The following is a 14952-nucleotide window of genomic DNA, read 5'->3' as shown; positions in this document are numbered from 1 at the left end:
ACGGGGAACTTAAAATGAATGAGTTGACTGATCTGAGCTACGCGCTCGACACGTTTTACTTCCTAATTTGCGGCGTGCTCGTCATGTGGATGGCCGCTGGCTTCTCAATGCTTGAGGCTGGCTTGGTACGTTCGAAAAACACCGCCGAGATTCTGACCAAAAATATCGCGCTGTTTGCGATTGCCTGCACCATGTACTTGCTGGTGGGTTACTACATTATGTATTCCAGCAGCGCGGGTGGCTTCCTACCCAACCTTGGTTTCTTGATTGGCGCTGAAAACAGCGTGGATGCAGTGACCGCAGGCGGTGATGATGCGCCTTACTACTCAATGCGCTCTGACTTTTTCTTCCAGGTAGTGTTTGTGGCCACAGCCATGTCGATTGTGTCTGGTGCGGTTGCTGAGCGCATGAAGCTGTGGGCATTCCTGGCCTTCGCAGTGGTGATGACAGCCTTTATTTATCCGGTGTCTGGCTACTGGACGTGGGGCGGCGGCTGGTTGTCTGAAGTCGGCTATTCCGATTACGCGGGTTCCGGCATTGTTCACTTAGCAGGTGCCGCGGCTGCCTTAGCGGGTGTATTGGTGCTTGGCCCACGTAAAGGTAAGTACGGTAAAGATGGGTCTATCCACGCGATTCCCGGCGCCAACATGCCGCTGGCCACACTGGGTACTTTTATCCTTTGGATGGGTTGGTTCGGTTTCAACGGCGGCTCTGAACTGAAAATGTCCGACATCAGCTCTGCCAACAACGTTGCTCAGGTGTTTGTTAACACCAATGCGGCCGCTGCCGGTGGCGTGCTTGCCGCACTGATTCTTGCCAAGCTGTGGTTCCGTAAAGCGGACCTTACCATGGCGCTTAACGGTGCTCTGGCTGGTCTTGTCGCGATTACTGCGGATCCTCTGTCGCCCTCTGCGCTAGGTGCTGCGGTGATTGGGGCGGTGGGTGGCTTGATCGTTGTCGCTGCGATCGTCACGCTGGACAAACTGAAGCTTGATGATCCGGTCGGTGCGATCTCGGTACACGGTGTGGTGGGTATCTGGGGCGTGCTGGCGGTACCGTTGACCAATGGCGACGCTTCTTTCGGCGCACAGCTGATCGGTATCGTTGGTATCTTTGGCTGGGTATTCGTTGCCAGCCTGGTGGTATGGCTGGTGCTGAAAGCCATCATGGGTATCCGCGTTAGCGAAGAAGAAGAGTATGAAGGTGTCGATATTGCTGAGTGCGGTCTTGAAGCCTATCCCGAATTTAGCGTTAAGAAATAAGCTTACGCTAATGAAATGAGCTGGCGTGCTCTTTTGGCCTCCCCTAGCGGGAGGCCTTTTTGCCTTAGTGCATTGTTACAATCCATAGGCGCTGATTTTTTATTCTCTGCCTGTAGCGGTGTATGCTTAACGCTAACGGGCTTGGCTAACAGCAGTGTCCCGCCAACCTTTAATAAAAGGCCACCAAGCTAGAGGATGTCGCAATGAAATTGATCTCAGCCATTATCAAGCCGTTTAAGCTTGATGACGTACGCGAATCGCTCTCTGATATCGGCGTGCAGGGCATTACGGTAACGGAAGTGAAGGGCTTTGGCCGTCAGAAAGGTCACACAGAGCTATATCGTGGTGCAGAGTACGTGGTGGATTTTCTGCCCAAAGTAAAGCTAGAAGTTGCGGTAGATGACGATATGGCGGAACAGGTTATTGATGCCATTACGCAGGTTGCCAACACAGGCAAAATCGGCGACGGCAAAATCTTTGTCATGCCGCTGGAGCAGGTGATCCGTATTCGTACCGGTGAAACCGGTAAAGACGCGGTTTAGGTTTGTTAACTGTGAGTGGTGAATGGTAAGTAAAAAGCAGTAAGTTGCTGAACTGTAGGTAGTAAGCAGCACAAAGCCCCTGTGGATCATCTCCAGCAGGGGCTTTGTATTAGTGATGTAGTCATTAAAGCGACTAGAATTTTCCTACTCACTACTCACTACTCACTACTCACTACTCACTACTCACTACTCACTACTCACTACTCACTACTCACTTCTCAACAAAGGCACGCTCAATTACGTAATCGCCCGGCTCGCCCATCCGCGGAGAAATATTCAGGCCCAATTCGTCTAGCAGCGCGCTAGTGTCGTCGAGCATGGCGGGGCTGCCGCAAATCATCGCGCGGTCTTGGCGCGGATCAATCGGCGGAAGACCGGTGTCTTCAAACAGCTTGCCGCTGCGAATGTGATCGGTCAGGCGTCCCATGGTGTGGAATTCTTCACGGGTGACCGTGGGGTAGTACACCAGCTTCTCGGCAATCTCTTCGCCTAAATACTCGTGAGCAGGCAGCTCTTTGGTAATAAAGTCGGCATAGGCAAGTTCAGATACTTCGCGTACGCCATGCACCAGCACTACTTTTTCAAAGCGCTCGTACACTTCTGGGTCTTGGATCAGGCTCATAAACGGTGCAAGGCCTGTTCCGGTGGAAAGCATGTAAAGGTTGCGGCCGGGAAGCAGGTCATCGCATACCAGCGTGCCCGTAGGCTTGCGGCTGACCATAATTTGGTCGCCAACTTGAAGGTGCTGCAAGCGCGAGGTGAGCGGGCCATCGGGTACTTTGATGCTGAAAAATTCCAGATGGTCTTCGTAATTGGGGCTGGCGATGGAGTAAGCACGCATCAGCGGTTTGCCGTTCACTTCCAGGCCAATCATCACAAACTGACCATTTTTGAAGCGTAGGCTACGCTCGCGAGTGGTGCGGAAGCTGAACAGGGTGTCGTTCCAGTGGTGAACGCTGAGGACTTCTTCCAGGGCAAACTTGCTCATGCTAACTCCTCCAATGGGCAGAGTGGCCTAAGCCTCGTCTGCCATATTCTAAAAAAGCATAAAAAATGACTAAATATGTTGCTACTAATTCTAAATAAAGAGAGATATATCTGTTAAGCGAATTATACTGATAACACTTATCTAAAGAATAGATATGTCGCCGAAACAAGATAGGTTGTCTCTATGCATTACACCCTGCGCCAGTTGGAAGTCTTTGTGGCCGTCGCCCAGCACGAAAGTGTTTCTCAGGCGGCGCGTGCCCTCGCTATGTCCCAATCTGCTACCAGTACGTCGCTCGCGGAGCTTGAGCGTCAGTTTGACTGCCAGCTTCTCGACCGCATGGGAAAACGGCTGAAGCTTAATGCGTTGGGCTTTCAACTGTTGCCAAAAGCGGTGGCCTTGCTGGACAGGGCCGAAGAGGTAGAGGAACTGTTGCGCGGCCAGCAGGGCGTAGGCGCATTAGATGTGGGCGCAACGCTAACCATTGGCAACTATCTAGCCACTCTGTTGATCAGCGATTTCATGCAGCGCTACCCAGGCAGTCGGGTGCGGCTAGCGGTGCGTAACACGCGGCACATTATTGAGAGTGTACGCCAGCACTCGCTTGATTTAGGGCTGATTGAAGGGCAGTGCGACGACGATATGATTATTAGCCAGCCATGGGTAGAGGATGAGCTGTGCGTCTTCTGCTCACCGCGCCACCCGTTGGCGGGTCGCGAGCATCTTGAGCTGGAACAACTGTTGCGTGAAGACTGGATTATGCGCGAGGAGGGTTCTGGCACCCGCATGACTCTTGAGCACGCCGCGCGGCATCGGCGTAGTCGGTTTAATACCCTGTTGGAGCTTGAGCATACCGAGGGTATTAAGCGGGCAGTAGAGTCGGGCCTGGGGATTGGCTGCGTTTCTAGGCTAGCACTACGCGATGCTTTCCGGCGTGGCAGCTTAGTGCCTCTGCCCACACCGGAATTAGACTTAAAACGTCAGTTCACGTTCATCTGGCACCGCCACAAGTACCTTACCACGGGGATACGAGAGTTCTTGCGACTTTGCCGCGAGATGACCGCAGGTGCCAAGCGCAGCGATGATATTCCACTGCCGCCGATTCCTTAGTCACTTAATACGATAGTCACTCAATACGATGGCAAAGCGTTGGTTGCGTTGACGGTTAGAGGAGCCGAAGGGTGTTGAGACAGCTTAAAGCTGCTGATGGTGCCCTTAAGATGATCAGCTTGTTCTTTCAGCTGTTCAGCGGCAGTGGTGGACTCTTCCACCATGGCAGCATTCTCCTGGGTCATACGGTCAAGTTCAGACACGGCGATATTGATCTGTTTAATACCATCGCTCTGCTCACTCGTGGCGGAGTTGATTTCCTCTAACACATCGGTGACGCGAGTGATATGAGCGACAATGTCCTGCATGGTTGCGCCTGCGTTTTGCACTAATACAGTGCCGTTATTCACTCTGCTTTGTGAGTCTTCAATGAGCTTTTGAATATCGTTGGCGGCTTCACTACTGCGTCCTGCTAATTTGCGTACTTCATCAGCAACGACCGCAAAACCACGGCCATGCTCCCCTGCCCGGGCGGCTTCTACGGAGGCGTTAAGGGCCAGTAAGTTGGTTTGGAAGGCAATACTGTTCATTAGCGTGACGATTTCGCCAATTTTATGGGAGGCCTGGGAAATATCTTCCATCGTGGTAACCACATTGGCGACCACTTGCCCGCCTTCCTTAGCTACGTTCGTGGCCGTTTGAGATAGCTTATTGGCTTCTTGGGCCGATGCGGCGGTGTGCTCCACGGTGCTGGTGATCTGTTCTATTGAAGCCGAGGTCTGCTGCAGGCTAGAAGCCGCATTATCGGTACGGCGGGATAGATCCTGGCCGCCCAAGGCAATTTCATTCGCGGCATGGTGCACCGAGTCACTGCTGGTGCGTACATCGACCAATACCGCTTCCATTTTGCCCACAAAGCGGTTGAAAGCACCGCAGATCTGAGCCACTTCATCACTGCCCTGTTCGGGAAGTCGTCGGGTTAGATCGCCTTCGCCGCTGGCAATGTCATCCAGAGCATCACGCGCCCGTTCTAGGCCAGCGAAAGCACGCTTGAGCCACAAGCTCAACAGCAGAGCCGTGACAGCAATGATGGCGATTAGCGTCAACAATGAAGACTTGAGAATGGCACGTAACCCGGCAGTGGCTTCATGCTCGTCGAGTGCCACGCCGAGTTCCCAGTCGGTTCCTGCGATGGGAGTCACCGAGAGTCGCTTATCCAGGCCATCGACGTTGATAGGCTCCCACGTGTCTGGCGCAGCACTTAGTTGTTCGATGGACGCAGGGGATAGGGTATCGCTAATTCGACTCAGCGGTTTGAGCGTCAGCGCTGCGTCGGGGTGAGCAATGACTGTTTCGCCGCCGCTACTTAGAAAGGCAAAACTCGAGGGCGTTGGCCGAATAGCGTTGACCTGACTGACTAGGTTGTCGATGACGACATCGCCGCCGATTACCCCATACAAACGGCCATTACGCTTGACTGGCGTAGCAAAGCTAACCACAAGCTGATTGCTATTAGCGTCCACGTAAGGCAGCGAGACGATCGTACGATCCTGCTTTGTTGCGGCTTGGTACCATTCGCGCTGGCGTGGATCAAAATCACTGCCTGGTACCCAGCCATCGGACGAAAGGTGGCGTCCATCGGATTGGCCGAAAAATGCCGTTAGGAAACCGCCTGACTCTGCTAACTGGACAAGTGGCGCAAGCGGATCATTATCGATCACGGGTGTGCGAGCTGCTTCTAGTATGGCGACTCGGGCATCAACCCACTCCTCAATGGCCAGGGCGTTACCCTGTGCAATAGAGGCCAGCTGCTGAGTTACCTGCTGGTCATTATGTGTTTGCAGGGTTAGGTAGCTGACTGAGGCATTAATAGTCAGTGCTAGCGTAATTACCATTAACGTGATGATAAGAATACGCAAGCGTAGGGACGACAGCATGAATATAGTCTCGCTAGTTAGGAAAGCTAAGGCCTAAAACAGGCCACTTTTTAGGTACTATCTGTTACGTACTATCTGCAGCCCTACTATCGGCACCAATGCCTACGACTTTAGGCGTATTCTTAAGATTGTGTTGTTATAGGCCCGCAACGGGGAAGACATGCTTTGGAGTAAGCTGAGCTAAGGCAGGATGGATAACGAGGTGAGCCCCGCAATGAGACCGGGCAGGATAATGACCGCCGAAGTTCAGCAGAGCGATAAACCTGCGCTACTGCCGATCTCCTGGCGGTCTGGTTGAATCGCCGTTTAGTACTGTGCCAGCATTGGCGCAGGCAGTGTGTGCTGGCTCTGTGTATGGCGGCTGTCATGTGCTTCAAGGGTGAAGCCACCCACCAGTGCATCGAGCCGATCCGCCTGATCTTTTAGCTGTTCGGCGGCGGTGGTGGACTCCTCCACTAGGGCTGCGTTTTGCTGAGTCATCTGGTCTAGATCGGTGACGGCAATGCTTACCTGACTAATACCATCGTTTTGCTCGCGCGCGGCCGTGCTGATATCGCCGAGCATTTGAGTAACGCGCGTCACGCTTTGAGCCAGTTCATGCATAGCTGCTTCGGCATCACGCACCATTTGGGTACCGCTTTCTACCTTACCTGCCGAGGCATCGATGCGTTGGCGAATATCTTTGGCGGCGTCGCTGCTGCGCGAGGCGAGTTTGCGCACTTCATCAGCCACGACGGCAAAACCACGACCATGCTCCCCTGCACGGGCAGCCTCTACAGATGCGTTTAGCGCCAGTAGGTTAGTCTGGAAAGCGATACCATCAATGACGCTGACAATGCTCTGAATTTCATCAGAGTTGGTGCGAATATCCGTCATCGTGGCGACCACCTGCTCAAACGCACTGTCAGTACGGGACGCTAGCTCCGAGGCGGTTTGGGAAAGCCCGCTGGCTTCCTGTGAGGCGTGGGTGGTGTGGCCAACGGTACTGCTGATCTCTTCCATGGCTGAAGAGGTCTGCTGCAGGCTGGCGGCGGCCTGTTCGGTACGCCGAGAAAGATCGTGCCCTCCTTGGGTAATCTCATTGGCCGCATGGTTAACCGCTTCGCTGCTGCGCCGTACATCCAGCAAGATGGTTTGGATTTTCTCCGCGAAGGCATTGAACTGTTCTGCCACCGCTGCGCTCTCGTCGCGGCCATGAACTGGCAAGCGTTGGGTAAGGTCACCATGCCCTGTCGCGATCTCTTCCATCCGGTTGGCTAGGCGTTTAAGAGGGCGTGCGATTCGTCCACCAATCCACCACAGTGCGCCGACACCGATAGCTGCCAGCAATAAGCCCACCAGCGTCATGCCCAGCGTGTTTTGCTGACGCTGCTCGCTGAGCACGTCTTGCAAGGCGTTCAGTTCGGCCAGTACCACCGACTCGGGAAGCTGCAGTACCAGCACCCAGGGCTGGTCCGTATTGCCAAGGGCGATAGGCTGATAACGCTGGAACATACCATTGGCCATGCTGCTGTGTAGGCTGCCCTGCGTTGTTGCCTGTTCAATGCCTGCCAGTAGCGTGTCACTTAGCGAATCGCTAGCGGGCAAGCCCAAGGCTTCTTTGCCAGCGGTATCCGCTACCAAACCGCCACGTCCCGCCACCAGTGTCATTCGGCCTGCGCCGTTGTAAAGCGCCTGGTTAGCATCGTTTAACAGGGTTTGGATAAAGTTAAGCGCCAAATCAATCCCCGCCACACCGCGAAATTCGCCATCTACCAAGATCGGCGCGTTGAACGAGGTGACTAGCTGGGTTTCACCGCCGAAGTCGTAAGCCGCGGGGTCGATAATACAGGGAGCTAAGGTTTCCCGTGGACACAGGTAGTACTCGCCTTCGCGCACGCCGCTTGCCAGGGGCGTTTCGCTCTCTATGTCCTCACCTAGCGGCAGTATCGCCAGCTCGCCATCATCAGTGCGGTACCACCAAGGCATAAAGCGGCCGCTGGCGTCATGGCCGTAGCGCTCGTCACCCGCGTAGCGCGCGTCATCTCCAAAAGCGTTGGGCTCCCAGCCGATATAGGCATCCACTAGGTCAGGGTTGTCGGCGACGGTTTGGCGCACAAGGTTTGATAGCTGTCGGCGGCTTAAGTAGAGCGCGCGTTGGCCTTCTGCATCGTCCATGCCCATTAACGCATTGGTCATGGCGAGTTGGCTGGCCAGTGTCATCGCTTTGTCCAGCTCGCGCTGAATGCGCTGACCTTCTGCTTCGGCAATGGCGTTTAAGCGGGCATCCAGCGCGCCTTCCATGAGCTCACTGGTGTGGTCATCCACGGTTTGTTGGGTGTGTGAGGCGGCGATCAAGTTATACACCACCAGGGCGGCCACAATGGCTAACAGGCAAGGGCCTGCTAGTGCCACGACAAAAGAGCGTAATGAGCGGAAATGCATAGTGTAATCCCTAGGCGATATGGCGACGTTGGTTGTCAGGTGTTTGGTAGGGCACTTGCAAAGCAGGCGTGGCAGCGTGGGACAGTTTAAAGCTGCTGATAGTCCCCGCGAGATGCTCCGCTTGCTCTTTCAGTTGCTCAGCAGCAGTAGTGGACTCTTCCACCATGGCAGCGTTTTCCTGGGTCATGCGATCAAGCTCGGCAACGGCAATATTGACTTGATTAATGCCGTCGCTCTGCTCGCTGGTGGCTGCGTTAATCTCCTCCAGCACATCGGTAACACGGGTGATATGGGCAACAATATCCTGCATCGTCGCACCCGCATTTTGTACCAGAGAGGTGCCATTGTTGACTTTGCTTTGTGAGTCTTCGATTAGCTTTTGAATATCGTTGGCAGCTTCGCTGCTGCGCCCCGCAAGCTTGCGGACCTCGTCGGCCACTACGGCAAAGCCGCGGCCATGTTCGCCGGCACGGGCCGCTTCTACAGAGGCGTTGAGTGCCAGCAGATTGGTTTGGAAGGCAATGCTGTTCATCAGCGTGACAATCTCACCAATTTTATTAGAGGATTGAGAAATGTCTTCCATTGTTGTGACGACATTTGCCACCACTTGGCCGCCTTCCTTCGCAACGTTTGATGCTGCATGGGAGAGCTGGTTGGCTTGCTGGGCAGATGCGGCAGTGTGTTGAACGGTGCTGGTGATTTCCTCAATCGACGCAGATGTTTGCTGCAGGCTTGCGGCCGCGTTATCGGTACGGCGTGATAAATCCTGACCACCCATGGCAATTTCGTTGGCCGCGTGATGAACCGCTTCACTGCTCGTGCGGACATCAACCAATACGGCTTCCATTTTGCCGACAAAACGGTTGAACGCGCTGGCAATTTGGGTCACTTCATCGTTGCCTTCTTCTGGCAAACGCAGGGTTAAATCGCCATCTCCCGAGGCAATGTTATCCATCGCGTTGCGCACGCCAAGCAGTCTACGAAGCATCAATGAAAGCAGGACACCAAATATAACGGCGGTGATGGCCGCGACAATCAGCAAAGTGATAATCGAGGTAGTCGCAATGGCACGCAGGCCTGCGGTGGCTTCGTGCTCATCAAGCGCCACGACTAACTGCCAGCCACTACTGCCGCCCACTGTGCTGCCCATCAGCAGCTTGCCACTGTTTTGCAGCTCAAGCGCTTGAGGCTCTTCGGCTTGGATAATCTTGGCCAAGCTGTCGTTGGTTAGATCGCTGCTCAACACTGAGGACGGCTCAAGCGTTAACTCGGCGTCAGGATGCGCCACAAGCGTGCCATCTTCCGTCGTCAAAAAACCAAAGCTTGAAGGTGTCGGGGCGATACTGGCCACAATATCAATGACATCTTCAATGGTGATATCTGCACCAATGACAGCGGCGAGCTGCCCGTTACGGTAGAAGGGGCGTGCAAAGGTAACGATTAACCCCCCTGTTTGGGCATCGACATAAGGCGTTGTGATAATGGTGTCTTTGGCGTTGGCAGCGTCCTGATACCAGGGGCGTTGGCGAGGGTCATAATCACTAGGCGGCTGCCAGTTATCAGAAAAAACAGCATCAGACGTAGAGGGATAAGCCATATAGGCCGTCATGAAGCTTCCAGAATCAGACAGCTGTCGCAATGCGGCAAGCGGGTCGCTGCTGCCAACAGCATCATCCATGCTGGCCAGCATGGTATAGCGAGCGTTAAACCACTCATTAATTGCCTGGGTGTTGCCGTTAACGACGGCACTGAGATTGCGGCTTACTTGTTGATTGTTGTGATGCTTGACGGTGGTGTAGCTGGCTATGCCATTAATGATGAGGGCTACAATAATGGCCGTGAGGGCGGCTAGTAAGATGCGGGCTCGCAGGGACGAAAACATGGTCGCTCTCTAAATCGTCAGGGGTCAGACGACTATCGGCAAAAGCGACCACTTCTTTAGCAGAAAAGCGTGCTTAGTGGGAAAGCGAGGGTGACGTAGAGAGCATTAGCGTAGGTCGCTAACGGCGTTTTGAATATCGGCCAGGGAAGCTTTACTCAAATCTTTTGAAAGCGTGTGAATGACCAGTTTGTGGGTGGTGTTGTCGAGCTTTTCTCGCAGTAGCCCAAGAAATTTCGGTGGCGCGACCATAATAAGCTTTTCCATGCTGTTATCGACGCGTGCACCATATAAGCGTTTGGCGACTTCTTTGGCAAACAGCTCATTTTCATGCTGCGAGGCAGCGCCCTCTTCTCCAGACGAGCGCGATGAGGTTGACGTAGATTCATGGACATCGGCACCGCGGCGATCGGTGATTAAATCACCTTCGTGCAGCCTGCCTGCTGCGTGTACAAGGCTCTCATGCTCAGTGAGATTCAACGCATCACGGGTGAAAATACGCGCGCGGGCGGCGTCAGCTACCACGATATAGGTGGTCATCGTCGTACGTCCTCCTTGTCGTTAGTTACCCTCTAACCATGGCAAGCGTTTGCCGTTTGGTCAAACACTTGCGAAGGTAAAAAGGGGTTAAAGCACTTTGCTGCGCAGTAGGCTAGTAATGGCTTCGCCAATCAGTACCAAAATGATAATCGCGATCAAAATAGTAGCGACTGTCGGCCAAGCAAAGGTGTCGATAGCGCCTTGCAGAATCACGCCAATGCCACCTGCGCCAACGAGTCCCAGCACGGTGGATTCCCGGATGTTGATATCCCAGCGCAGAATCACGATGGCAAAAAAGGCTGGCATCACCTGGGGCACAATGGCGTAGGCGACCACTTTTGCCTTGGAAGCACCGGTGGCTTCCATCGCTTCCACCGGGCGACGATCGATTTCTTCAATGGCTTCACCCATTAATTTGCCAATAAAGCCTATCGAGCGAAACACAATCGCCAGGATCCCTGCTAATACGCCGGGGCCAAAAATAGCCACGAATAACAGCGCCCATATAATCGTATTAACCGAGCGGCTGGAGACCAGAATAAAACGCCCCAGCCATAGGCAAGCACGATTGGGGGTGGTGTTCTGGGCGGCGATATAGGCGACTGGCAAGGCGAGAAAAATAGTCAGAAATGTGGCCAACGTCGCGATATGTACCGTTTCCAGCAGCGCGTTCAGAATATTGCTTAACCCGGCAGGGCTAGGCGGCCACATGCGCGCAGCCAAATTAGACATTTGGTTGGGCGCGTCCCATACCCAGGGCCAGAAAATATCAATATCGCGAACCGCCCAGAACACCAGCATCAGTGTGCCTAGCAGTACAGCGTAGCGGATTAAGCGTTCTTTACGGTCGTAGCGATGCCAAACACGGTCGGCAAGTTGCTGAGCGTGATCTACCATATTTTTTTCCTCACCCAGCCGCTGATGCCTTCACTCAGTAAAATAACCGCAATAATGACCAGTAGAATCGCAAAGGCGAAGTCGTAATCATAGCGACCAAAGGCATTCATTAATGTGCCACCGATACCGCCTGCACCGACGATGCCGACCACCGCAGAGGCGCGTAGGTTGCTATCAAGCTGGTACATCGATAGACCGACCTGGCGGGGCAATATTTGTGGAAAGACGGCGTAATAAAGCGTGGCAATGTAGCCTGCTCCTGCCGCGCGCATGGCTTCTACCTGCCCCCAATCAATCTCTTCGATCTCTTCTGCTAGCAGCTTTCCAACAAACCCGATGGAGTAGAGAGTCAGCGTTAAAATACCTGCCAGCGGCCCAAACCCAACGGCCGCCACGAATAAAATAGCCACGATAACGGGGTGAAAGCTGCGCGAGATAATAATGACCGCGCGGCCAATCACGTAAATGGGCATCGGGGCGATGTTACGAGCGGCCATCACCGCAAAAGGAATCGATAGAAAAACGCCTAGTAGTGTGGCGAGAATGGCAATTTGGAAGCTCTCTTTAAAGCCTGTTAGTAGCAACTCGTAACGTTCCAGGCTGGGTGGAAAGCCCCCGCTAAAGATGCGCGCTGCCCGCGGTAAGCCTTCTGAAATGCGCGCCCAGTTAAACGGCAAAGAACCGAAAGCCCACACCAGATAAATCGCAGCGACAATAAAAATGCCGTAGCGGATGATGGGGTTGGCAATGAATGGCGGTTTTTTCCAGGTACGTGGGGGAGACGGGGAGTCAGACGGCGTCATGTCGTGGCTCCTCAGCATGGGCACCGGGCTGCTCGGTAATAGCATCGTCAGGCGCTTCAATACCACCATAAATGGCATCAAGAGCGTCTTTGTTGAAGTCTGCAGGCACGCCATCAAAAATCATCTTGCCGTGGCGTAAGCCGACAATGCGCTCAGTGTAGGTTTTTGCTTGCGCAACGTTATGAATATTAATCAATACCGGTAGCGAAAGCTCACTGGCAAGGCTCTGCAGCAGGATCATTATTTGCTCGGACGTGCGTGGGTCGAGCGATGCTGTTGGTTCGTCGGCCAGCAACAGGTCAGGTTCTTGCATTAATGCCCGCACCACCCCGACACGCTGGCGCTCACCGCCGGAAAGCTCATCGGCACGTTTATTGGCGTAATGAGCAATCCCAACGCGCTCCATAAGGGTAAATGCACGCTCTATATCGGCTTGAGGGTAGCGACGTGAGATTGCTTGATAGAGATTAACGTAGCCAAGCCGTCCAGCCAGCACGTTCTCCATGACGGTGAGGCGATCAAGTAAGTTAAATCCCTGGAAGACCATGCCAATTTTGCGCCGGGCACGGCGTAACTCAGCGCCTTTCACATTCACCAGTTCGGTGCCGTTGAGTTTGATAGAGCCCGATGTAGGTTCTACTAAGCGATTGATACAGCGAAGCATGGTGCTTTTACCAGCACCAGACGCGCCAACAATAGAAACAACGCTGTTGTCCTCTACCTTAAGATCGAGTCCCTTCAGCACCGCCTCGTTGTGGCCATAACGTTTGACCAGATTGGTAATTTCCAGCATGTGATTGTTTCCATCGAAAGGCGAATAATTGCGCCGCTGGGGGCGGCGCAATCGTTGTTACTCCAGGTTTTCTCGTGTATAGCTCACGTCATTAGCTGCCTGGATGGTACGAATCACTTGCCAGTTATCTTTGTAATTAATCGGAATAAACTTTTCGACGCCTTCAAACTCCTCGCCAAGCTCGGTGCCGACGAAATCGAAGGTAAAGAAGGCTTCCTCGATTTTTTCTACAAGATCCGGGTGTAAGTTATGGGCGTAGTTATAGGAAGTGGTTGGGAATCGATCAGATTCGTAGATCAGACGCACATCTTCCTCATCGTAAAGACCACGTGCTGCCATACGCTCGACCACTTCAGAAGCCACCGGCGCGGCATCGTAATCCCGAGCGACGACGCCCAACATCGATTGATCGTGGCTGCCCGAGTAAACGATGTCGTAATCCTCTTCGGGAGTGATGCCAAGCTCTGGCAGTAAGGCACGCGGCGCTAGATTACCGGAGTTGGACGTTGGCGAGGTGTGGGCAACACGCTTGCCCTTGAGGTCTTCCAGGCTCTCAATGTCTGAGTCTACGTGGGTAAATAGCTGCAGGGTGTAGCCGAACTGACCATCATCTGACCCCATCAGTGCGAAGGGGACCGCGCCTGCTAAGTTCACGGCAAAAGGAGTCGGGCCGGTCGAGAAGCCAGCAATGTGTAAGCGCCCGCTGCGCATGGCTTCGACTTGTGCGGCGTTAGATTGAACAGCAAAGAAGCGCACATCGCGTTCGGTGACCTCGGATAGATGATCAATAAAGGGCTGCCAGATATCCGAATAAATGGCCGGATCTTCTACCGGGGTATAGGCAAAAATAAGCGTGTCTGGGTTTGCCCATCCAGACTCGTCGCTTGGCCGATCAGCCACCATGTCGCCGTTTTCATCGCAGTACAGTGGGTCCAGGTCACCACGCTCGCACTCTGCCAAGGCATGGGTAGAGAGGAGTGCGAAGGGGAGCAGTGATGCAGCCGCTAGCATGGCAAGCGGACGCTTGCAGAAACGTGACGTTTCCATAGTTAGCCTCTTATGTGCGTTATTTTTGTGTTGTGCTATCCACTATCGAATTCAGCGCTTCTTTTACGGCGCGTACGTTTCGCAAGTGGACATTTGTAGCGCTAGATGTTTATTTTTCGAAAACGATCTCTTTCAATCTAGGGTTTATTACGAAGATATGTCAAACACTTTCACAGCTGCCTTCTACCATTGGCGAAATCGCTATCTGTTGATGCGCCATGGCCATAGCCAAGCGAACGAACAAGGCCTCATTATTAGTTCGCCTGGGCGTGGTCTTTGCGACTTCGGCTTGTCACCTCTGGGCGAAGAGCAGCTCTCAACAGTCGTTGCACAATGGTGTTGGCCGACGCCCACCAAGGTGCTGCACTCAGACTTTTTGCGGACAACACAAACCGCTGAAAGAGTTGCTGCAGCGTTTGGCTTAACGCTGGAAAAAGAGGAGCGCCTTCGTGAGCGTTACTTCGGTGAACTCGATGGCCAACCGGATAGGCATTACCCTGACGTCTGGGAGTTAGATGCCCAGGATGCTGAGCATCAACAGAATCAGGTGGAGGCGGTCAGCAAGGTCGCCGCAAGGATGTATGCAGTGATTGAGGAGCTGGAGCGTCGCTGTGAAGGCGAAACGGTGCTGGTGGTGAGCCATGGCGATCCACTACAGATATTGCTCACAGCACTCGCCAATAAACCGCTGACGCAACACCGCGAGCAACCTGCCCTGCAGCCTGCCAGTATTACCCCGCTGGGGAGTTAGTCGGGTTGGCAGTGGTTGCGGGAGAGCGGGCAATGAATC

At 53.8% G+C, this 14952-nt stretch carries 13 protein-coding genes; 4 read left to right on the top strand and 9 right to left on the bottom strand.

What is annotated here, in order from left to right:
* Positions 1-14: 14 nt before the first annotated feature.
* A complete protein-coding gene (locus NF683_RS06195) occupies positions 15-1262 on the top strand; it encodes an ammonium transporter (protein WP_038479484.1) in 1248 nt (415 codons plus the stop codon).
* Between the two features lie 203 nt (positions 1263-1465).
* Positions 1466-1804: a P-II family nitrogen regulator gene (glnK, locus tag NF683_RS06190; protein WP_009098335.1), complete on the top strand. Its 339-nt coding sequence runs from the start codon at positions 1466-1468 to the stop codon at positions 1802-1804.
* A gap of 211 nt (positions 1805-2015) precedes the next feature.
* Here the strand turns inward: glnK and NF683_RS06185 are convergent, their stop codons facing one another.
* Positions 2016-2792, bottom strand: coding sequence for a ferredoxin--NADP reductase (locus NF683_RS06185; RefSeq protein WP_038479478.1), 777 nt, complete (start codon positions 2790-2792; stop codon positions 2016-2018).
* Between the two features lie 183 nt (positions 2793-2975).
* Here NF683_RS06185 and NF683_RS06180 point away from each other — a divergent pair, with 183 nt between their 5' ends.
* Positions 2976-3902: a LysR family transcriptional regulator gene (locus NF683_RS06180; RefSeq protein WP_253921565.1), complete on the top strand. Its 927-nt coding sequence runs from the start codon at positions 2976-2978 to the stop codon at positions 3900-3902.
* Between the two features lie 20 nt (positions 3903-3922).
* Here the strand turns inward: NF683_RS06180 and NF683_RS06175 are convergent, their stop codons facing one another.
* From NF683_RS06175 to phnD, 8 genes are all read right to left on the bottom strand, one after another.
* A complete protein-coding gene (locus tag NF683_RS06175) occupies positions 3923-5779 on the bottom strand; it encodes a methyl-accepting chemotaxis protein (protein ID WP_089040292.1) in 1857 nt (618 codons plus the stop codon).
* Between the two features lie 306 nt (positions 5780-6085).
* Positions 6086-8203 (bottom strand): methyl-accepting chemotaxis protein, encoded by a 2118-nt coding sequence (locus NF683_RS06170; protein ID WP_253921564.1) that lies wholly within the window; start codon positions 8201-8203, stop codon positions 6086-6088.
* A 10-nt stretch (positions 8204-8213) separates the two neighbouring features.
* Positions 8214-10085, bottom strand: coding sequence for a methyl-accepting chemotaxis protein (locus NF683_RS06165; RefSeq protein WP_193060680.1), 1872 nt, complete (start codon positions 10083-10085; stop codon positions 8214-8216).
* 105 nt (positions 10086-10190) lie between these two features.
* The gene (locus NF683_RS06160) at positions 10191-10622 is read right to left on the bottom strand and encodes a host attachment protein (protein ID WP_089040295.1); all 432 of its coding nucleotides are present in this window, start codon (positions 10620-10622) and stop codon (positions 10191-10193) included.
* Between the two features lie 87 nt (positions 10623-10709).
* A complete protein-coding gene (phnE, locus tag NF683_RS06155) occupies positions 10710-11519 on the bottom strand; it encodes a phosphonate ABC transporter, permease protein PhnE (protein WP_089040296.1) in 810 nt (269 codons plus the stop codon).
* Positions 11513-12322 (bottom strand): phosphonate ABC transporter, permease protein PhnE, encoded by an 810-nt coding sequence (gene phnE / locus NF683_RS06150; protein ID WP_089040297.1) that lies wholly within the window; start codon positions 12320-12322, stop codon positions 11513-11515. Before phnE (NF683_RS06150) ends, phnE (NF683_RS06155) begins: the two co-directional genes overlap by 7 nt.
* Complete coding sequence (gene phnC, locus NF683_RS06145) at positions 12309-13115, bottom strand: phosphonate ABC transporter ATP-binding protein (protein ID WP_089040298.1); 807 nt, start codon at positions 13113-13115, stop codon at positions 12309-12311. The genes phnE (NF683_RS06150) and phnC overlap by 14 nt, the downstream gene beginning before the upstream one ends.
* Positions 13116-13172: 57 nt before the next feature.
* Positions 13173-14162, bottom strand: a complete 990-nt coding sequence (gene phnD, locus NF683_RS06140; protein WP_089040299.1) for a phosphate/phosphite/phosphonate ABC transporter substrate-binding protein — start codon at positions 14160-14162, stop codon at positions 13173-13175.
* A 157-nt stretch (positions 14163-14319) separates the two neighbouring features.
* On the opposite strand from phnD, the gene NF683_RS06135 reads away from it, so the two are divergent.
* Positions 14320-14913: a histidine phosphatase family protein gene (locus NF683_RS06135; RefSeq protein ID WP_253921563.1), complete on the top strand. Its 594-nt coding sequence runs from the start codon at positions 14320-14322 to the stop codon at positions 14911-14913.
* Positions 14914-14952 lie beyond the last annotated feature (39 nt).

The sequence above is a fragment of the Halomonas sp. MS1 genome, from assembly GCF_024182575.1.
In the GTDB taxonomy this organism is placed as follows: Bacteria; Pseudomonadota; Gammaproteobacteria; order Pseudomonadales; family Halomonadaceae; genus Vreelandella.
Note: the sequence above shows the minus strand (reverse complement) of the source record. Positions and strands in the feature narration are given on the sequence as shown.